We start from the raw sequence: 19011 nt of genomic DNA, 5'->3' as shown, positions 1-19011 counted from the left end.
GCCGGAGCCAGTAAAACACGAGGTGAACGGCGTGCGTGAGGGCCCGCCGGGACAGACTTGCGGCCGCCCGCCGGGCACTGCGTTGTAGCATCCTCCAGCGAGGAGGAGGGGGTCGGCCACGATGCGCCTCGCCCAGCTGATCGATCTGGACGAACTCGCGCTGCGCGTGGTGGTCCCGGCCGGGCTGACCCGCCGGGTGCGCTGGGTGTACACCACCGACCTGCGCGACCCGGCCCGCTACATGGCGGGCGGCGAGCTGGTGCTCACCAGCCTCAGCTGGTACCGCGGCGCCGCCGACGCCGGTACGTTCGTCGCGTCGCTGTGCCGGGCCCGGGCGGCCGGCCTCGTCGCCGGGCTGGCCGAGCACGGTGAGATGCCCGCCGGGCTGGTCCAGGCGTGCCGGGCCGAGGGGCTCGCGCTGCTGACGGTGCCGGTGCAGACCTCGTTCAACTTCCTGACCGAGACGGTGATCCGGCTGCTGCTGCGCGAGCGCCGCCGGCACGCCGACCTGACCGCCGAACTGGTCGGTAGCGGCACCGAGCCCGACCCGGACCGGCTGGTGTCGCTCGTCGCCGCCGGCGCCGGTGGCTGCCTGCAGCTCACCCCGGCCGGCCTGGTACTGCGCAGCCAGCCCGGGCCGGCCGGACCGGCGCTGCGCGCGAGCGCCTGGCGGGCCGGCATCGATGCACCCGGACTGCCGGTGACCGTGTCGGTCGGCGACACCCCGCACACGGTGGTGCCGATCCTGGCGCAGGACGCCGGCCGGCTCACCGGCTACCTCGTCGTACCGGGGGAGTCCACGGACTGGCCCGACGACCTCGCCGCCACCGTGGAGGTCACCGTCGACGCGCTCGGCGCGGTGGCGCCGGCCGCGCCGGACCGTCGCGGCGACGCGCTGCACGAGCTCGCCAGCGCACCCGCCGCCGAGTTCGGCGCCGGCGACGAGCGTCCGCCCGCGCCGGGCGATGCGACCACCGGTGCGGTTCCGGCGGCACGGGTCGACGCGCCGGAACTGCCCGAGACCGTGGTGGTGCTGCGCGCCGGGCTGACCGGGCCCGCGACGCCCACGGCGGTGGCCCGGCGGATCCTGGCCGAGCTGCCGGGCGGCCCCGCGGCCACCGTCGCGCACCCGGACGGCACGGTGACCGGGTACCTGCCGGCCGGTACCGATCCGACGGCAGCGGTGCTCGACCGGCTCGACTGGTACCGCACCGCGCTCGCGGCCGGCGACCGGCTGCGGGTGGGCATCAGCGAACCGGCCCGGGTGGACACCGGGCTGCCGGCCGCACGCTCGGCCGCCGACTCCGCGTACGGCTGGACCGAACGGGGCACCGGCCGCCTGACCGTCGCCGCCCGGCAGGCCGTCGGCAGCCGGCAGCTGCTGCTCGGCCTGGTACCGGAGCCGGCCCGGTCGGCGCACCGGGACCGCTGGCTCGCCCCGCTGCTCGCGCACGACCGGGTGCACGGCAGCGACCTGGTACCGACCCTCGCGGCGTTCCTGGACCGCTCCGGTTCCTGGCGCGACACCGCCGCCGCGCTGCACGTGCACGTCAACACCGTCCGGTACCGGCTGCGCCAGGCCGAGCGGCTGATCGGCCGGCCGCTGCGCACCGAACGGGACCGGCTCGACCTGCACCTCGCGATGGACCTGTGGCGCGACGACCCACCGGCTCGCCCCTGACGCCCGCTCGTCGGGTCGCGGTCCGCCCGGCCGCTGCGGGGCGCTGGTCAGCCGGTGCCGTTGAGCCAGCGGAGGGCGCGCTGCTTCTCGAAGTCGAGGGCGCGGGTGGGCGGTGGGGCGAGCCGGCCGAGCCGCTGGCCGAGGTCGCGGACCCGGCGGGCGACCTCCGGGTCGGCGAGTACCCGGACCGCGAAGGCGAGCGCCGCCGGGGACACGTCGTACTGTCGTTCGATCGCCAGGGTGAGTGCCACGGTGGCGAGGTCGGCGTCGGTGTAGCGGCGGTGCGCGCCGCCGGCGCGGCCGTCGTGGGCGGGTGGCAGCAGGCCGAGCCGCTCGCGGTAGCGCAGCATCCGTGGGGTGAGTCCGAGCCGGGCGGCGGCCTGTGTGATGCGCATGCCGCCATCTTGACATTCTTGTGTCAGGAACTGCCGGCCTCGGATGCGGTGGGCCGGAGTACCCACCTAGACTCGCCGGCAGGCTCCGAGGTCCGCGGGCAGCAGGTGTGCGGTCGCCTCGAATCGACAAGTAGGAGATGACGTGTCCGTTGACAAGCCGAACGACGACTTCAAGGTCGCCGATCTGAGCCTCGCCGAGTTCGGTCGCAAGGAGATCCAGCTCGCCGAGCACGAGATGCCCGGCCTGATGTCGCTGCGCGCCGAGTACGCGGAGACCCAGCCGCTGGCCGGTGCCCGCATCACCGGTTCGCTGCACATGACGGTGCAGACCGCCGTGCTGATCGAGACGCTGACCTCGCTGGGCGCCCAGGTCCGGTGGGCGTCCTGCAACATCTTCTCCACCCAGGACCATGCCGCCGCCGCGGTCGCGGTCGGCCCGAACGGCACCCCGGAGAAGCCGGCCGGCGTGCCGGTCTTCGCCTGGAAGGGCGAGTCGCTCGAGGAGTACTGGCAGTGCACCGAGCGCGCCCTGACCTGGCCGGACGGTGGTCCGAACCTCATCCTGGACGACGGCGGCGACGCGACGCTGCTGGTGCACAAGGGCCTGGAGTTCGAGAAGGCCGGCGCGGTGCCGGCGGTGGAGACCGCGGAGAGCGAGGAGGAGGCGGAGATCCTCAAGCTGCTCGCCGCCTCGGTCGCCGCCGACCCGCAGAAGTGGACGAACGTCGCCGCCGGCATCAAGGGCGTCACCGAGGAGACCACCACCGGCGTGCACCGGCTGTACCAGCTGGCCGAGCGCGGTGAGCTGCTGTTCCCGGCGATCAACGTGAACGACTCGGTGACCAAGTCGAAGTTCGACAACAAGTACGGCTGCCGGCACTCGCTGATCGACGGCATCAACCGCGCGACCGACGTCCTGATCGGTGGCAAGACCGCGGTGATCTGCGGCTACGGCGACGTCGGCAAGGGCTGCGCGGAGTCGCTGCGCGGCCAGGGCGCCCGGGTGATCGTCACCGAGATCGACCCGATCAACGCGCTGCAGGCGGCGATGGACGGCTACCAGGTCGCGCGGCTGGACGACGTGGTCGAGCAGGCCGACATCTTCGTCACCGCGACCGGAAACTTCCACGTGATCACCGCGGCGCACATGGCGCGGATGAAGCACCAGGCGATCGTCGGCAACATCGGCCACTTCGACAACGAGATCGACATGGCCGGCCTGATGAAGATCGACGGCATCAGCCGCACCAACATCAAGCCGCAGGTCGACGTCTGGGAGTTCCCGGACGGGCACACCATCATCGTGCTGAGCGAGGGGCGGTTGCTGAACCTGGGCAACGCGACCGGGCACCCGAGCTTCGTGATGTCCAACTCGTTCGCCAACCAGACCATCGCGCAGATCGAGCTGCACACCAAGCCCGCCGAGTACCCGATCGGCGTGTACCGGCTGCCGAAGGTGCTGGACGAGAAGGTGGCGCGGCTGCACCTGGATGCGCTGGGGGTCAGGCTCACCGAGCTGTCCGAGCAGCAGGCGTCGTACCTCGGCGTGCCGGTCGAGGGCCCGTACAAGGCGGACCACTACCGCTACTGAGGCAGCGGACCGCCGGGCATCCGGTGGTGCCAGCCACATCCGGCGCGGTGACCGTAACGGTCACCGCGCCGGATCGTTTCGTTCTCACCGGGTCGAGTGCGTCCACAGTGGACAGCTCGGGCGGGCAGGGTACCGGAGCGGGCCGGTCCGGTGCGGGCGCCGCGCCGGTCGAAACGACAAAACGTACGGAACACGCGAGCTTCCCAGATCAATAGATCGACCTCGATATCGCCGATTGTCCTGTTATCCCATCCGATGACGGTCACGCCGCCTAACCTGAAACCGACCCGGGGATCTCACTGTCCAGTGTGGACTGCGCCCGGCGGTGGCTACGGGGGTGGCAGCGATGGCGAACGCGATGCAGGTGCGCCCGGCCGAGTCCACGCCGCCCGGCCCACCGAGCCGGCGAACCGCCCGGTTGCCCGGAGTGGACGGGATTCGGGCTCTCGCGGTCACCGCGGTCCTGGTGTACCACCTGAGCGCGTCCTGGCTGCCCGGCGGCTACCTCGGCGTCGATGTCTTCTTCGTCATCAGCGGCTACCTGATCACCCGGCTGCTGGTCGCCGAGCGCGTCGGTACCGGCCGGATCAGCCTGCGGCACTTCTGGTTGCGGCGGGCCCGGCGGATCCTGCCGCCGCTGTTCCCGATGCTGCTCGCCACCGTCGTGGGTACCGCACTGGTGAACCGCTCCGCGCTGCACCAACTGCGTACCGAGGTGCTCGGCGCGCTGACCTACACCAGCAACTGGGTGCAGATCGGTGAACACCACTCGTACTTCGCGAAGTTCAGCGACCCGTCGGTGCTGCAACACCTGTGGTCGCTCGCCGTGGAGGAGCAGTTCTACCTGATCTGGCCGCTGATCGTGGTGCTGGTACTGCTGCGCGGCCGGCGCCGGCTGGCCCTGGTCGCCGGGCTCGGAGCGCTCGGCTCCGCCGCAGCGATGGCGGCCATCTACCAGCCCGGCGGCGACCCGTCCCGCGTCTACTTCGGCACCGACACGCACGCCTCCGGCCTGCTCGTCGGCGCGGTACTGGCCATCGCCTGGCCCGCCGCGAACGCCGCACCGGGCCCCTGGTCGCGTCGCCGCCTCGCCGTCGGGGCCACCCTCTCCGGCCTCGGCGTCGCCGGCATCGGACTCGGCTTCTGGCTGCTCGACCAGTACGGCGACGCCACCTACCGGGGCGGCATCCTCGCCGTGTCGGTGGCCACCGCGCTGCTGATCGCCGGCACCGGCCACGGGCGTACGCCGGTCGGCTGGCTGCTCGCGCGGCGGCCGGTGCGCTGGCTCGGCGCGCGATCCTACGGGCTGTACCTGTGGCACTGGCCGGTGCTGGTACTCGGCGACAAGATCTTCGGCCAACGGACCGTGATCGTCGGCGCGATCGAGGTGTCGGCCGCGGTCCTGCTCGCCGCCGGCTCCTACCGGTTCATCGAGCGGCCGGTGCTCACCCACGGGTACCGGGGCGCGCTGCGCGAGGCGTGGCGCTCGGTGCAGGGCCGCACCTCGGCCCGCCGCGGCGGGCTGCTCACCGCGGTCGGCGCGGTCGCCGCGCTGTGCGTGTTCGCCGTGGTCACGCTGCTGCACGCACCGGCGGCGCCGGTCAGCGGGCTGGACAAGCAGCTCGCCTCGGCGCAGCTGGCGGCCCAGCAGCCGCCCGCCGCCCAACCGACGCCGAGCGCCGCCGCGCCCAGCACGGCGCCGAGCGCCGCCGCGCCCAGCCCGTCGGCGTCGCCCAGCCCGGCCGGTCCGCCACCCGGCGACCAGATCAGCGCACTCGGCGACTCGGTGATGCTCGCCGCCTCGCCGGCGCTGCGGCACCGGCTGCCCGGCATCCAGATCGACGCCAAGGTCAGCCGGGCGATGCAGCGCGGGCCGGGGATCATCTCCGGTTGGGCGCACCGTGGGGAGCTGCGGCCCGTCGTCCTGCTCGGCCTCGGCACCAACGGGCCGTTCCCGGCCGACCTGCTGGAGGGCATCATCGGTCAGCTCGGCCCGGACCGCACGCTGTACCTGGTCAACGTCTACCTGCCGACCCGGCCCTGGGGCGGCGCGGTGAACCACACCCTGACCAGGGTGGCGTCCGCGCACACCAACGTGCACCTGATCGACTGGCGCGGCGCCGCCGGGGCGCACCAGAACCTGCTGTGGCCGGACCGGATCCATCCGCGGCCCGGTGCCGGCGCCGACCTGTACGCCCGGACCGTGGTGGAGGCGATGAGCACGCCGATGCGGGCGGCGCCCCCCGGCCGCGTGCAGTGACCGCCACCGCGGCCGGTACGGGGGCGCCCGGCCGTCGCCGGTGCCGGGTGCCCGGGGCCGCCCGGCGGGTACGGCCAGGCAGGCGTGCCGGGACCGGCCGAACCGGCGACCACGAACGAGAGATTCGCTCCGATTACCGGGATGCCGGCGCGACCGGCGGCGCATCATCGGCCGTATGGGTGCCACCCGTCACCGCCGGCCCCGGGCCCACCTCGGCCCGGTTCGCTGGCTGGGCTGCCGACTGCGTACCGGCAACCCGCTGCGACGCGGCTCGGACCGCGCCGAGGGGGTCTGCGCCCTGCTCGCGGTCCTGCTGATCCTCGTCGCGGTGCCGGTGACGGTGCTGATCGGGCTGAACATCGCCGGCAGCCGTGCGGAGGCGGCGGCGCGGGCCCGGGCCGAACGCCGGCCGGCCACGGCGGTACTGCTGGCCGAGGCTCCCGACGCGGTCGGGGTGGCCGCCGACGGCGCCGCCGGCTCGGTTCCGGTACGCGCCCGCTGGAGCTACCGCCACCACCCCCGTACCGGGACGGTCGAGGCGACGCCGGGGCTGCACCGCGGTGCCCGGGTACCGATCTGGCTCGATCGGCACGGCCGGCCGGTGGCGGCGCCGCCGTCCGGAACCCAGGTGACGATGTCGAGTGCCGGTACCGGATTGGGGCTGCTGTTCGCCATCGTGGCCAGCGTGGGGACGATGTGGCTGGTACTGCGATGGCTGCTGGACCGGGCTCGGTTCGCGGCCTGGGAGCGGGAGTGGCGGCGGGTCAACCCGCACGGCAACCACTGGGTACGGTGACTGCCCCGCGGCGGTGAGCCGGCGGGCGCGGTGCCGCGGCGCCGGCTCACCGCACGTGGGCGGCCAGGTAGGGGGCGGTGCGGCTGGCGGGCTGCGTGACGACCTGCTCGGGGGTGCCGGTGGCGACGACCTGGCCGCCGGCGTGGCCGCCGGCCGGGCCGAGGTCGATCACCCAGTCGGCACCGGCGATGGTGGCGAGGTCCTGCTCGACGACGACGACCGTGTTGCCGGCCTCGACCAGCCCGTGCAGTTGGGCGTCGAGCAGTTCGACGTCGGCCGGGTGCAGCCCCGTCGTCGGCTCGTCCAGCAGGTAGAGGGTGTGCCCGCGGGCCGGCCGCTGCAGCTCGCTGGCGAGCTTGATCCGTTGCGCCTCACCGCCGGACAGTTCGGTGGCGGGCTGACCGAGCCGCAGGTAGCCGAGGCCCACCTGGCGCAGCGCGCGCAGGCTGCGCTGCGCCGCCGGCAGGTCGGCGAAGAACTCGGCGGCGGCGTCGACCGACAGGTCCAGTACCTCGGCGATGGTGCGGCCCCGGTAGCCGATCTCCAGCGTTTCGGGGGTGTAGCGGGCGCCGTGGCAGGTGGGGCACGGCGCGTACGTGCCGGGCAGGAACAGCAGCTCGACCGCGACGTACCCGTCGCCCTGACAGGTCTCGCACCGGCCGCCGGGCACGTTGAACGAGAACCGGCCCGCCGGGTAGCCGCGCTCGCGCGCCTGCGGGGTGTCCGCGAACGCCTTGCGTACCACGTCGAACAGCCCGGTGTAGGTGGCGAGGTTGGAGCGCGGCGTGCGGCCGATCGGCTTCTGGTCGACCTGCACCAGCCGGCCGATCGGGTCGAGCCCGCCGGCCTCGGGCAGCTCGCCGGTCGGCTCGCCGACGAGCCGCGCCCGTACCACCTCGGCCAGCACCTGCAGCAGGGTGGACTTGCCGGCACCGGACAGCCCGGTGATCGCGGTGAACACGCCCAGCGGCAGCGACACCGTCAGGTCGGCCAGGTTGTGCCGGCGCACCCCGGTCAGCGACAGCCAGGACGACGCGTCGCGCCGCTGCGCGCGGGGCTCGCCCGCGCCGCCGAACAGGTACCGCCGGGTGACCGAGTCGGTGGCGTCGGCGAGGCCGGGAACCGGCCCCGAGTAGAGGATCCGCCCGCCGTACTCGCCGGGGCCGGGCCCGACGTCCACCACCCAGTCGGCGCGGCGTACCACGTCCAGGTCGTGCTCGACGACGAACAGCGAGTTGCCCGCGGCGCGCAGCTCGTCGAGCACCGCGAGCAGCGCCTCGGTGTCCGCCGGATGCAGCCCCGCGGACGGCTCGTCCAGCACGTACACCACGCCGAACAGCCCGGACCGCAGCTGGGTGGCCAGCCGCAACCGCTGCAGCTCACCGGCCGACAGCGTCGGGGTGGCCCGATCCATGCTCAGGTAACCGATCCCCATCTTCGACAGCACGTCGACGCGGGCCACCAGGTCGGCGGCGATCGGCTGCGCCGGATGGTCCGGTGAGCCGTGCTCCGCGGTGGGGCGCAACAGCTCCGCCAGCTCGGCCAGCGGCTCGCCGGTCAGCTGCGCGATGGTACGGCCGGCGAACGTGACGGCGAGCGCCTCCGGCCGGAGCCGGGCGCCGTGGCAGGTCGGGCACGGCCCGGACACCAGGAACCGCTCCATCCGGCGGCGCATCGTGGCCGACTTCGAGTCCGCGAACGTGTGCAGCACGTAGCGCTTCGCGCTCTGGTACTTGCCCTGGTAGGGCCGCTGGATCCGACCCGCCTCGCGTTCCGGGTGCACGGTGACGACCGGCTGGTCGTCGGTGAACAGGATCCAGTCCCGGTCGGCCTGCGGCAGCTCGCGCCACGGCCGGTCGATGTCGTACCCGAGGGTGGCGACGATGTCCCGCAGGTTCTTGCCCAGCCAGGCGCCGGGCCAGGCGGCGATCGCGTGGTCCCGGATCGACAGCGACGGATCCGGCACCAGCGACGCCTCGGTGACCTCGTGCACGGTACCGAGGCCGTGGCAGCGCGGGCAGGCGCCGGCCGCCGTGTTCGGCGAGAACGAGTCGGAGTCCATGAACCCGATGCCCGGCGGGTAGTCCCCGGCCCGGGAGAACAGCATCCGCAGCAGGTTGGACAGCGTGGTCAGGGTGCCCACCGACGACCGGGACGAGCCGGCCGCCCGGCGCTGCTCCAGCGCCACCGCCGGCGGCAACCCGGTGATCTCGCCGACGTGCGGCACGCCGGCCTGCTGGATCAGCCGCCGCGCGTACGGCGCGACCGATTCCAGGTAGCGTCGCTGCGCCTCGCCGTAGATGGTGCCGAACGCCAGCGACGACTTTCCCGAACCGGACACGCCGGTGAACACCGCCAGCACGTCCCGCGGCACCGCCACGTCCACGTGCGCCAGGTTGTGCTCGTGCGCGTCGGTCACCCGGACGAACCCGTCGCCCGGTCCGGGCACCTTCGGTCCGACCCGCACGTCCGGGTGCTCAGTCCTCGTCGGGCGCGGCGTGGTCCGGGACGCCCGGGTGCGGATCACGGCTGATGTCGATCCGCGGGTCGCGCGGCGCGCCGTCGGGTGCCGCGTGCCGGCCCGTCGACCGCTCGGTCGCGTTCTCGTCCTGGTCGGAAGTCATTGGAATCCTCCCCGTGTCCAGCTTCCTGCGCTGAACGTCCGAATCCTGCATCGGTACGCGTACCGGACAGCAAGGTACACGAGCCCGGGTGCGGGCCAGATCACCGACACGGATTCGGCGGTTCAGCTACCGGCGGCTGACCCGATCGTGCGATCCTGCCGGACATGACGCAGCCGCAGCCGGTCCTCGATCCGCTGTCGCCGGCCGCGCTGTTCCTGGTGCTGTCGGTACGGCCGGGGTCCGAGGCGGCGGTGCGCGACGTGCTCACCGACGTGTCCGGGCTGGTGCGGTCGGTCGGTTTCCGGTCCGCTCACGGCGAGCTGAGCTGCGTGGTGGGAGTCGGCTCGGCGATCTGGGACCGGCTGTTCGGCTCGCCGCGGCCGGCGAAGCTGCACCCGTTCCGGCCGCTGCGCGGTCCCCGGCACCACGCCCCGGCCACCCCCGGCGACCTGCTGCTGCACATCCGCGCCGGCCGCTACGACCTGTGCTACGAGCTGGGCGTGCTGATCCTCGACCGGCTGGCCGGCCTGGTCGTGGTCGAGGACGAGACGATGGGCTTCCGCTACTTCGAGCAGCGCGACCTGCTCGGTTTCGTCGACGGTACCGAGAACCCGACCGGCCGGGCCGCCTCCGGTGCCGTGCTGGTCGGCGACGAGGACCCGGACTTCGCCGGCGGCAGCTACCTGATCGTGCAGAAGTACCTGCACGACCTGGCCGCCTGGTCGGCACTGTCCACAGAGGATCAGGAGCGGGCGATCGGCCGGACCAAGCTCGCCGACGTGGAGATGCCCGACGACGTCAAACCGACCAACTCGCACGTCGCGCTCAACACCATCGTGGACGCGAACGGCACCCAGCGCCAGATCGTCCGGTCCAACATGCCGTTCGGATCGCCGTCCCGCGGTGAGGCCGGCACCTACTTCGTCGGCTACGCGGCGGACCCGGAGGTCACCGAGCTGATGCTGCAACGGATGTTCCTCGGTGACCCGCCCGGCAACTACGACCGGATCCTCGACTTCTCCACCGCGGTGACCGGCGGCCTGTTCTACATCCCGACCGTCGACTTCCTGGACGATCCGCCGGAACCGGCCGGCGGCACGCCGGACGGATCGCTGGCGATCGGCGACCTGCGAGGTGAATGAGCGAATGAACAACCTGCATCGCGAACTGGCCCCGATCTCGGATGCCGCCTGGGACGACCTGTCGCAGGAGGCCCGGCGTACCTTCACCCGGCACCTCGCCGGCCGTCGTGTCGTCGACGTGTCCGGCCCGGACGGCACCGAACTCGCCGCGATCGGCACCGGTCGCCGGGAGCGGATCGACGCACCCGACGGGGTCCGCGCGCACCGCCGGGTTGCGCAGCCGCTGGTGGAGCTGCGGGTGCCGTTCACCGTTTCGCGCGACGAGGTCGACGCGGTCGAGCGGGGCGCCAAGGACGCCGACTGGCAGCCGGTCAAGGACGCCGCCAAGCGGATGGCGTTCGCCGAGGACCGCGCCATCTTCGAGGGGTACCCCGCGGCCGGCATCGGCGGCATCCGGGCCGGTGCCTCGAACCCGGCGCTGACACTGCCCGGCGAGGTACGCGACTATCCCGACACGATCAGCCGCGCGGTCAGCGAGCTGCGCCTGGCCGGCGTCGCCGGGCCGTACTCGCTGCTGCTCAGCGCCGACGCGTACACCGAGGTCAACGAGACCTCCGACCACGGCTACCCGGTCCGGGAACACCTGGGCCGGCTCATCGACGGCGAGATCATCTGGGCGCCGGCGATCAACGGCGCGTTCCTGCTGTCCACCCGGGGTGGCGACTTCGAGCTGCACCTCGGGCAGGACCTCTCGATCGGCTACACCGCACACGATGCCGAGTCGGTCGAGCTCTACTTCATCCAGACGCTCACCTTCCTGCTCTACACCACCGAAGCCGCCGTCCCCATCGCCAGCTGAGATCGCCGATCCGTGCCCGTCCACCGTGGACGGGCACGGATCGGCGCTCGCGGACTCGCAACCGGTCGTCGGCGTATCAGCCCGCATCGGTCGGGTCGTCAGTATGGTGCGGGTCAGCCCAGAAGCCACGGACAAGTGCGATCGCAGCCCCGAGCCGCGGCTCGGTCCTGGTGAGGTCTGCGTGAGGTCTGCGGCGATCGTCGGGTATCTCCGTCCACCCTGGTGGGGGATCGGAAATCTCCACCGGCACTGCAGGGGTCGCGCGAACCGAGAACACGGGGTCGACTGCTCTGGCCAGGAAGGAATCGGGCGCGAGGCCCGGCTCGCTGAGCAGCACGAGATCGACAAGGCCCTTGACTCTGGTGCTCGGCCGGTCGCCGTACCGTCGCGGCGCTGGACCGGCTGCTCGACCCGGCCGGCCCGGACGGCATCCTGCGCCGCGCCGACCGCGTGGTACGCACCGACCGCGCGGTCTGGGCCGCCCGCCGCCCCTGACCCGGCCAGCGGCTACCAGGGGAGGGCGTGCTCGTCCTCGGTGAAGGTGCCGGTGGGCCCGTCGGTACCGATGGTGGCGAGCCGGACGATGACCTCGGCACTCTGCTGCACCGGGCGACCACCCTCGATCCCGGCGGTGAAGTCGGTGGCGGTGAAGCCGGGCTCGACCGCGTTGAACTTGACCTCCGGTACCGCCTTGGCGTACTGCACGGTGAGCATCGAGACCGCCGCCTTGGTCGCCCCGTACACGATGGACGGGTAGTGGAACTGGCGGCGCTGCGGGTTGGTGACCGCCCAGAACGAGCCGAGCGCGCTGGAGACGTTGACCACCACCGGGTTGGTGGAGGCGCGCAGCAGCGGCAGCGCGGCCGTGGTGACCCGCACCACGCCGACGGCGTTGGTGTCGAACTGGCGCAGCGCCGACTCACCGGTGACCGTGTCGGCCTCGGACCCGCCACGCATCTCGGCGATGCCGGCGTTGTTGACGAGGACGTCCAGCCCGCCGGCCTCGTCCGCGATGGTGCGCAGCGCGGCCGACACCGAGTCGTCGTCGGTGACGTCGAGCGCGACGAACCGGGCACCGAGCTCGGCCGCGGCCTTCGCGCCGCGCTCGGCGCTGCGCGCGCCCAGAAACACCGTGTGCCCCGCCTCGACCAGCTGGCGGGCGGTTTCGTACCCGAGTCCCCGGTTCGCGCCGGTGACGAGTGTGATGGTCATGTCTGCCGCTTCCTCTCGAACGGACCTGGATCGTCGTCGGTGACCGGCCCAGCGAGGCCCGACCGCCGTCGACTCCAGGGTTCGTCGGTCCCGCGGCGCGCGACAGCGCCCCGCTGATCCTGGGGGTGGCAGGACCAGCCAGGATGCCGCCGGGATGCCTACGCTGAGGTCATGACCGACGACACGAACCGGCTCGGCGAGTACCTGCGCGCCCGGCGCGAACTGGTCTCGCCGGATCGTCTCGGCCTGCCGCAGGTCGGGGTGCGCCGGGTGCCCGGGCTGCGGCGCGAGGAGGTCGCGATGCTCGCCGGCATCAGCGCCGACTACTACCTGCGGCTGGAGCAGGGCCGGGACCGCAACCCGTCGGTGCAGGTACTCGAGGCGCTCGCCCGGGTGTTGCAGCTCGACGACGCGGCGACCGGGTACCTGATCAGCCTGGCCGCCGAGAAGCCGCGCCGGGCGCGCCGGCGGCCCCGCCGGGAGGCCGTGCCCGCCGGGGTCCGTATGCTGCTCGACACCCTGGCGCTGCCGGCGTTCGTCGAGGGCCGCTACTTCGACGTCCTGGCCGCGAACCCGCTCGCCGCGACGATCTCGCCGCGGCTCGCGGTCGGCCACAACCGGCTGCTCGACGTGTTCCTCGACCCGGCCGAGCAGGCGATGTACCCGGACTGGGAGCGCGCCACCGCCGGCCTGGTCGCCGGTTTCCGGCAGGCGGTCGGTACCGACACCGACGATCCGCGGTTCATCGAGCTGGTCGGTGAGCTGTCGCTGGGCAGCGACCGGTTCCGGCGGCTGTGGGCCCGGCACGACGTGGGCCCCTGGCAGGGTTCCGCGGTGCTGCTGGAACACCCGCAGGTCGGGGAGCTGACGCTGTACCGGGAGAAGCTCGCGATCGGCGGCACCAACGGCCAGGTGCTCGCGATCTACCACGCCGAGCGGGGTTCGGCGGACGCGGACAAGCTGGCGCTGCTCACCGCCTACCAGACGGAGCCGGCCGCACCGGCGCCGGCCGACCGCGCCGCCCGCCGGCCGGGCTGACGGCCCGCCGGCCGGGCTGACGGCCCGCCGGCCGGGCTGACGGCCCGCCGGCCGGGCTGACGGCCCGCCGGCCGGGCTGACGGCCCGCCGGCCGGGCTGACGGCCCGCCGGCCGGGCTGACGGCCCGCCGGCCGGGTCGACGGCCCGCCGGCCGGCTTGACGGCCGCTGGCCGCCCGCCGCTCCGGCCGACGCGACGCCCCGCCCCGCCGCTCCGGCCGACGCGACGGCCGCCGGTGGGCCGGGCAGGCCGGGTCGACGTTCGCCGCCGCCGGTCGGCCGGTGCCGGGTCAGGACCGGTGGTAGACCTTGTTCGCGATCCGCCACGCACCGTGCTCGCGGACCAGGACGAACAGGTCGGTGAAGGTGTCGGCACCATGCCGCAGGATCATCGTGGCGTGCCCGACGGTGCCGGTGCGCCCCAGCTCGGTGACGGTACGCACCCGGTCCGCCTCGTCCGCCGCGGGCGTCCCGGTGAAGTTCGCCCGGTAGCGGTCCAGCCCCCAGGACACGAACTCGCCGCCCCGGATGCCTTCGATGTGTGCGGTCGGCCGGAACGCGGTGGCGAAGTGCGCCGGGTCACCGGTGGCGTGACCGCGCGCGTAGCTGATCAGCGGCGCCATCAGCTCGTCGTCGGCGGGTACGCCGGGTGCGGCGAACAGGTGCGCGGCCGGGTCGACGATGACGCGATCGGCGTCCGCCAGCCCGGCGACGATCGCGGCGACGTCCGCGTCGGCCGGTGCGCCGGCCAGCGCCAGCACCCGGGCCAGCGGGGCACTGTCCGGGTCGACGCGGGCGAGCAGTTCCGCGTCCTTGCCGAGCGCGCCGGCGGTGAAGTCCGCGCCCGCGGTGGTGTTGCCGGTCAGCCGGTCGCGTTTGCCGCTCACCAGGCCGCCCAGGGCCGTACCCGCCAGCACGTCGAGCGTGCGGTCGCGGTCCAGGCCGAGTCGTCGCGCGCGGGCGAGCGCCTGGCCGAGGGCGACCAGGCCGTCGCCGAGCACGCCGTTCGCGACCAGCTTGAGCGCGGCGGCGGTGGCCGCGTCGCCGCAGCAGATGACGGTGCCCAGCGCGGCGAGCGTCTCGGTCTCGGCGGGCGTCGGCCCGGCCGCGCCGTACAGCAGGCTCAGCGCGCCGGCCGCTGCCGCGGGCGCCGAGCCGAGCACCGGGCACTGCACGTACCGGACGGGCACGCTGCGGCGCAGCCCGGCGGCCTCGGCCGGCGCGATCGTCGCGAGGTTCAGCACCGTGGCGTCCGGGCGCAGGTGGTCGGCGCAGCGGGCGAGCACCTGGCGGCAGGCGGTCGCGTCGTAGAGGGCGAGCAGGACGAGGTCGGCGCCGGCGACCGCGCTGGCCGGCGAGCCGGCGGCGCGGACCCCGGCCAGCTCGACGCCGGACCGGGACCAGCCGGTGACCGGGCGGCCGAGATCGGCGAGCCTGCGGGAGATCGCGGTGCCCATCCGGCCGAGGCCGAGGACCGACACCGTCTGTGCGGAGTTCATGGGGCCCAGTCTGGCGCCGATCCAACCATGCGACCAGCGCAGGATTAGCATGCGATCTATGCGTATCGAGCATGCCAGGATGGCGTCGCTGACGCCCTGGGTCACGTTCTGCGAGGCGTGCCGGGCGGGTAGCCTGTCCGCGGCGGCCGAGACGCTCGGCTACACCCAGTCCGCCGTCTCCCGGCAGATCGCCGCGCTGGAACGTGACCTCGGCACCGCCCTGCTGGTACGGGAGCCGCGCGGGGTGCGGCCCACCCCCGCCGGTGCTGCGGTGTTGCCGCACGCCCGGCTGCTCGTCGCCGAGGCCGACCGCGCCGCCCGCGCGGCCGCCGCACCCGGGCCGGCGCCGCACGTCAGCGTCGGCGCCGTCCAGTCGGCGGCGATGGCGCTGGTACCGGACGCGCTGCGACGGGTGCCCGACCCGCCGTCCTGGACGATGCTGACCGACTCGACGGCCCGGCTGATCGACCGTGTCGCCGGCGGAGAGCTCGACCTCGCCGTGGTCACCGATGCGCCGCCAGGGCTGCCGAAGTCCCGGGACGTGCGGTTGCGGCACCTGTTCGCCGATCCGATGAGCGTCGTCGTTCCGGGCGACCATCGGCTGGCCCGGCGCCGGCGGGTGAGCATCGCCGACCTCGCCGACGAGTGCTGGATCGAGGACAACGCCGGCTCGGAGGCGCTGCTGCACCAGCTCGCCGCCCGGTACGACCTGACGCTGCAGGTGGACCGCGGCGTCGGTGCCCTGATGATCAAGGTCGCGCTGGTCGCGGCCGGACACGGCGTCGCGCTGGTGCCGCGCAGTCTCGGGGCGGCGCTGCGCCCCGACGTCCGGCTGCTCGCGCTGCGCGACGCGCCCCGCCGCGGCGTCTACGTGGCGACCCGCCCCGGCCGCGACGACCTGGACCGGCTGGTCGCCGCCCTGCGCACGCACCGCTGACGCCGCCGCCGGTTGCCGCGGCACCCTGCTCCGGCGGGCGCGTTGGCGGCCGTCGCAGCCGGCGTGCCAGGATCGGCGGTGCGCGGCCCGGCCGGTACGGGCTCGGCTCCCGGCCCCGGAGTGGGCCGTGCGCTCGGGCCGGCCGGGTCAGCAGCGTGCGGATTCGGTTGCGGCGCTGGGGATCCGGGCCCGGCGGCGGGACAGGGCGAGTACGCCGATCGCGCCGGCCACGCAGACCCCGGCGAGCACCACCCCGACCACGTGCAGCGCGCGGGTGTACCCGGCGCCGGCGAGCCGGTCCCCGGACAGCGCGGCGAGGATCGCACCGACCACCGCGATCCCGACCGTCTCGGACGCCAGCCGGGAGGTCTGGAACAGCCCCGAGGCAGCGCCGGCCGCCTCCGCCCGGACGGTGTCGATCGCGCGGCCGTCCAGCAGCCCCTGGGTCAGCCCGGTACCGGCGCCGACCAGGATCAGCGGCAGGGCGAGCCCGGCCGGCCCGGTGTGCGGCCCGATCCGGGTCACCAGCAGGGCACCGATCCCGCACAGCACGATCGCGCCGACCGCGATCGCCACCGTCGGCACCCACCGCGCGACCAGTCCGCTGACCGTCGGCAGCAGTACCGTCGGGCCGGTGAGCAGCAGCAGCCACAGCCCGGCGGTACCGGCGCCGACACCGGCCACCGAGATCAGGTAGGACGGCAGGTACACCAGCAGCGGCACCAGCACCACGACCAGGGTGGCGGCGGCGGTCGCGTACGAGGCGAAGCGCGGATTGGTGAGCAGCCGCAGCTCGACGACGGGATCGTCGGCGCGACGCTCCACCGCCACGAAGCCGACCGCGAGCGCGGCGGCGAGCACCCACCCGGCGATGATCACCGGATGGCCGAAGCCGGCGTCGGGCGCTTCGACCAGGACCGCGATGACGGTCAGCAGCGCACCGGTGAACAGTGCGCCACCGGCCCAGTCGATCCGGCGTGCCGGCGGCCGGTCGGCCGGCCGCGGGATGGCGAGCGCGAGCAGCAGCGCGCAGCTCGCGATGCCGGCCGGTACCGCGAAGACGGCGCGCCATCCCAGGTGCGACACGAGCAGGCCGCCGATGGACGGGCCGAACGCCAGCCCGGCGCCGAGCATCGTGCGGAGCAGCCCGAACGCGCGGGCCCGGGCCGGGCCGGGAAACGCCGCGGACAGCAGCGCCGCGCCGCCGGTGACCGCGGCGGCCGCGCCGACCCCGCCGAGCAGGCGTACCGCGTCGAGCAGCAGCACGTTGCCGGACAGTGCGCTGGCCACCCCGGTCGCCACGTACAGCGTGAGGCCGGTCAGATAGACCCGCCGGCGGCCGAGCAGGTCGGCCAGCGAGCCGGTCACCACCAGGAACGCGGCGAACGTCGCGTTGTACCCGTTGACGACCCACTGGGTGCCCGCCAGCCCGGCGCCCAGGTCGCTACGGATGTCCGGCAGCGCCACCGACGCCCCGGTGATGGTCAGCGGAAACGTCACCGTGGACAGCAACACGGCGACCAACACCAGCGCACGTCGGTCCACCCGGTCGACCGTATCGGCTGTCGCCGCACCGGTGCGGGTGAACCGCCTCACGATGGACCGGGTCGTGGGCGCCCGGGAGTGGGGCACGGCCGCCGTAAGGTCAGTGGAACCGCCGGCGCGTGCCCCAGCGCCGGGAGCGGTCGCCGGTCGGCGGGTGTGCGGGTGCCGGGAGCGGCAGCCGGCTTCTGCTCAGGGGCCGGCCGGGGCGGCGGCCGAGGGTGCGTGCGTCAGTGCTCGCGACCGGCCAGCAGCCGGCCGAGCAGCTCCAGCAGCCGCTGCCGGTCCGCCGCCGCCAGCGGTGCCAGCAGCCGTTCCTGCGCCTGCCGCAGCGCGGTGTCCAGCCGGCGCAGCTGCTGCCGGCCGGCGGCGCTGATGCTCACCACGTTGCGCCGGCGATCGCCCGGGTCGGGGGAGCGGGACACCAGGCCGCGCTCGCCGAGTTCGTTGAGCGCGCCGACCAGGTCGCTGCGGTAGACGCCGGTGCGGTCACTGAGCGCGGACTGGCTCGCCGGGCCGAACTCGGCGAGCGCGGCGAGCAGCGCGTAGTGGTGCTGCCGCAGGCCGAACGCGGCGAGCGCGTCGGCCGAGGTGCGCTGCGCGTACCCGCCGGCCTGGGCAAGCAGCCGGCTGGGCATGCTGCGCAGCCGTTCGGGCAGCAGCGCCGGGTCGTTGTCCATCCGCTCACCCTAGCCTCACCGTTAGGTGCGCTAACGACCGAGCCGGCGGCGGAGTCAGGGACGGTACGGGTCGTTCGGGTCCGGGTCGCGGTCGCGTTGCTGGTCCAGCTCGGTGTTGCGGACCGCCTCCGGCAGCGTCTCGTACTCGTCGGCGTCGTCGAACTCCGCGGCCCGGTCGGTGTCCTCGTCGACCCAGTGCACCGCGGCCTCCTCGGCGCTCGCCGCCCCGGCATCGACGCCGACGTCGACGCCGGTCATCTCCTCCCCGGTGTCGCGCAGCCGGCCGGAACGCGGATCGGGGCCGTCGGCCCAGCGGTCGTCGACCGCGTCCGGCGCCACGTCCGGTTCCTCCTCGGACAGCAGCTGCTCCAGCGACTCGCCGCGCCGCTCCTCGGCCGGCGTCATGCCGAACCGGTTGACCTCCGACCAGTGGTCGGGCGGCTCGATGCCGGTGTCGAGCGGGTCGTCGGACGGCTGGTCGGACAGCAGCGTCTCGTCGGTGTCCAGGACGCCGTCGTCGGAGACCTCGTCGCTCTGCCGCGCGTCCGGGTCGTCGTCCGCCTGCGTCATCGATCGCCTCTTTCGTCCGGTGATCGGCCGGCCGGGCACGCCGACGAAGCACCCGCCGCGGGCGCCTCACCGCCGATACTGGCACCCCGGCCGGGCCGGCGGGGCGAGATCGCGGCACCGCGTGGTCCGCAGACCCCGGCCGGGCGAGGCGGGGCGGTCTCCCGGGCGCCGGACGGCGGCGGGCCGGCCGGTGCGCGCTGGCGCCGGCCGGCCCGAGGAGCGCCCGCACGGTACGGGGGTGCAGCCG

The 19011-nt window shown here is 74.3% G+C and carries 16 protein-coding genes; 8 read left to right on the top strand and 8 right to left on the bottom strand.

The window, feature by feature from the left end; all coding sequences use genetic code 11:
- The first annotated feature begins 121 nt into the window (after positions 1–121).
- Positions 122–1681, top strand: a complete 1560-nt coding sequence (locus tag Athai_RS18885; protein WP_203962716.1) for a PucR family transcriptional regulator — start codon at positions 122–124, stop codon at positions 1679–1681.
- A 47-nt stretch (positions 1682–1728) separates the two neighbouring features.
- Here the strand turns inward: Athai_RS18885 and Athai_RS18880 are convergent, their stop codons facing one another.
- A complete protein-coding gene (locus Athai_RS18880; protein WP_203962715.1) occupies positions 1729–2076 on the bottom strand; it encodes a MerR family transcriptional regulator in 348 nt (115 codons plus the stop codon).
- Positions 2077–2218: 142 nt separating this feature from the next.
- Between Athai_RS18880 and ahcY the strand changes: the two genes are divergently transcribed.
- The 3 genes from ahcY to Athai_RS18865 all read left to right on the top strand — a co-directional run bounded on the left by ahcY (position 2219) and on the right by Athai_RS18865 (position 6723).
- Positions 2219–3667 (top strand): adenosylhomocysteinase, encoded by a 1449-nt coding sequence (gene ahcY, locus Athai_RS18875; RefSeq protein ID WP_203962714.1) that lies wholly within the window; start codon positions 2219–2221, stop codon positions 3665–3667.
- Between the two features lie 346 nt (positions 3668–4013).
- On the top strand, positions 4014–5927 hold the full coding sequence (locus Athai_RS18870; RefSeq protein ID WP_203962713.1) for an acyltransferase family protein: 1914 nt from the start codon (positions 4014–4016) through the stop codon (positions 5925–5927).
- A 175-nt stretch (positions 5928–6102) separates the two neighbouring features.
- Entirely contained in the window at positions 6103–6723 is a 621-nt protein-coding gene (locus Athai_RS18865; protein WP_203962712.1) for an Rv1733c family protein, read from the top strand.
- Between the two features lie 46 nt (positions 6724–6769).
- Here the strand turns inward: Athai_RS18865 and uvrA are convergent, their stop codons facing one another.
- Both uvrA and Athai_RS18855 read right to left on the bottom strand, forming a co-directional pair.
- Positions 6770–9190 (bottom strand): excinuclease ABC subunit UvrA, encoded by a 2421-nt coding sequence (uvrA, locus tag Athai_RS18860; protein ID WP_203962711.1) that lies wholly within the window; start codon positions 9188–9190, stop codon positions 6770–6772.
- 10 nt (positions 9191–9200) lie between these two features.
- Positions 9201–9347: a hypothetical protein gene (locus Athai_RS18855; protein WP_203962710.1), complete on the bottom strand. Its 147-nt coding sequence runs from the start codon at positions 9345–9347 to the stop codon at positions 9201–9203.
- 164 nt (positions 9348–9511) lie between these two features.
- Between Athai_RS18855 and Athai_RS18850 the strand changes: the two genes are divergently transcribed.
- Together Athai_RS18850 and Athai_RS18845 are read left to right on the top strand one after the other, a co-directional pair.
- Entirely contained in the window at positions 9512–10489 is a 978-nt protein-coding gene (locus Athai_RS18850; RefSeq protein ID WP_203962709.1) for a Dyp-type peroxidase, read from the top strand.
- Positions 10490–10493: 4 nt separating this feature from the next.
- A complete protein-coding gene (locus Athai_RS18845) occupies positions 10494–11288 on the top strand; it encodes a family 1 encapsulin nanocompartment shell protein (RefSeq protein ID WP_203962708.1) in 795 nt (264 codons plus the stop codon).
- 507 nt (positions 11289–11795) lie between these two features.
- Here Athai_RS18845 and Athai_RS18840 read toward each other — a convergent pair.
- On the bottom strand, positions 11796–12500 hold the full coding sequence (locus Athai_RS18840) for an SDR family NAD(P)-dependent oxidoreductase (protein ID WP_203962707.1): 705 nt from the start codon (positions 12498–12500) through the stop codon (positions 11796–11798).
- Positions 12501–12671: 171 nt separating this feature from the next.
- Here Athai_RS18840 and Athai_RS18835 point away from each other — a divergent pair, with 171 nt between their 5' ends.
- Positions 12672–13538 (top strand): helix-turn-helix domain-containing protein, encoded by an 867-nt coding sequence (locus Athai_RS18835; protein WP_203962706.1) that lies wholly within the window; start codon positions 12672–12674, stop codon positions 13536–13538.
- A gap of 288 nt (positions 13539–13826) precedes the next feature.
- On the opposite strand, the gene Athai_RS18830 is transcribed toward Athai_RS18835, so the two are convergent.
- Positions 13827–15035, bottom strand: a complete 1209-nt coding sequence (locus tag Athai_RS18830) for a nuclear transport factor 2 family protein (RefSeq protein WP_203962705.1) — start codon at positions 15033–15035, stop codon at positions 13827–13829.
- A gap of 58 nt (positions 15036–15093) precedes the next feature.
- Between Athai_RS18830 and Athai_RS18825 the strand changes: the two genes are divergently transcribed.
- Positions 15094–15972: a LysR family transcriptional regulator gene (locus tag Athai_RS18825; RefSeq protein ID WP_203962704.1), complete on the top strand. Its 879-nt coding sequence runs from the start codon at positions 15094–15096 to the stop codon at positions 15970–15972.
- A gap of 147 nt (positions 15973–16119) precedes the next feature.
- On the opposite strand, the gene Athai_RS18820 is transcribed toward Athai_RS18825, so the two are convergent.
- The 3 genes from Athai_RS18820 to Athai_RS18810 form a co-directional block, all read right to left on the bottom strand.
- The gene (locus Athai_RS18820) at positions 16120–17517 is read right to left on the bottom strand and encodes an MFS transporter (protein ID WP_203962703.1); all 1398 of its coding nucleotides are present in this window, start codon (positions 17515–17517) and stop codon (positions 16120–16122) included.
- Positions 17518–17744: 227 nt separating this feature from the next.
- Complete coding sequence (locus Athai_RS18815) at positions 17745–18194, bottom strand: MarR family winged helix-turn-helix transcriptional regulator (RefSeq protein WP_203962702.1); 450 nt, start codon at positions 18192–18194, stop codon at positions 17745–17747.
- A 54-nt stretch (positions 18195–18248) separates the two neighbouring features.
- The gene (locus tag Athai_RS18810; protein WP_203962701.1) at positions 18249–18764 is read right to left on the bottom strand and encodes a DUF5709 domain-containing protein; all 516 of its coding nucleotides are present in this window, start codon (positions 18762–18764) and stop codon (positions 18249–18251) included.
- Positions 18765–19011 lie beyond the last annotated feature (247 nt).

This window comes from Actinocatenispora thailandica, assembly GCF_016865425.1.
In the GTDB taxonomy this organism is placed as follows: domain Bacteria; phylum Actinomycetota; class Actinomycetes; order Mycobacteriales; family Micromonosporaceae; genus Actinocatenispora; species Actinocatenispora thailandica.
Note: the sequence above shows the minus strand (reverse complement) of the source record. Positions and strands in the feature narration are given on the sequence as shown.

Bases quoted from the DNA above. Each gene is read 5' to 3' on its own strand.
- Athai_RS18840 (WP_203962707.1), bottom strand. From the start codon at position 12,500: ATGACCATCACACTCGTCACCGGCGCGAACCGGGGACTCGGGTACGAA.
- Athai_RS18810 (WP_203962701.1), bottom strand. From the start codon at position 18,764: ATGACGCAGGCGGACGACGACCCGGACGCGCGGCAGAGCGACGAGGTC.
- Athai_RS18830 (WP_203962705.1), bottom strand. From the start codon at position 15,035: ATGAACTCCGCACAGACGGTGTCGGTCCTCGGCCTCGGCCGGATGGGC.
- Athai_RS18880 (WP_203962715.1), bottom strand. From the start codon at position 2,076: ATGCGCATCACACAGGCCGCCGCCCGGCTCGGACTCACCCCACGGATG.
- Athai_RS18845 (WP_203962708.1), top strand. From the start codon at position 10,494: ATGAACAACCTGCATCGCGAACTGGCCCCGATCTCGGATGCCGCCTGG.
- Athai_RS18865 (WP_203962712.1), top strand. From the start codon at position 6,103: ATGGGTGCCACCCGTCACCGCCGGCCCCGGGCCCACCTCGGCCCGGTT.
- Athai_RS18850 (WP_203962709.1), top strand. From the start codon at position 9,512: ATGACGCAGCCGCAGCCGGTCCTCGATCCGCTGTCGCCGGCCGCGCTG.
- Athai_RS18835 (WP_203962706.1), top strand. From the start codon at position 12,672: ATGACCGACGACACGAACCGGCTCGGCGAGTACCTGCGCGCCCGGCGC.
- Athai_RS18885 (WP_203962716.1), top strand. From the start codon at position 122: ATGCGCCTCGCCCAGCTGATCGATCTGGACGAACTCGCGCTGCGCGTG.
- Athai_RS18855 (WP_203962710.1), bottom strand. From the start codon at position 9,347: ATGACTTCCGACCAGGACGAGAACGCGACCGAGCGGTCGACGGGCCGG.
- Athai_RS18815 (WP_203962702.1), bottom strand. From the start codon at position 18,194: ATGGACAACGACCCGGCGCTGCTGCCCGAACGGCTGCGCAGCATGCCC.
- Athai_RS18870 (WP_203962713.1), top strand. From the start codon at position 4,014: ATGGCGAACGCGATGCAGGTGCGCCCGGCCGAGTCCACGCCGCCCGGC.
- Athai_RS18825 (WP_203962704.1), top strand. From the start codon at position 15,094: ATGCGTATCGAGCATGCCAGGATGGCGTCGCTGACGCCCTGGGTCACG.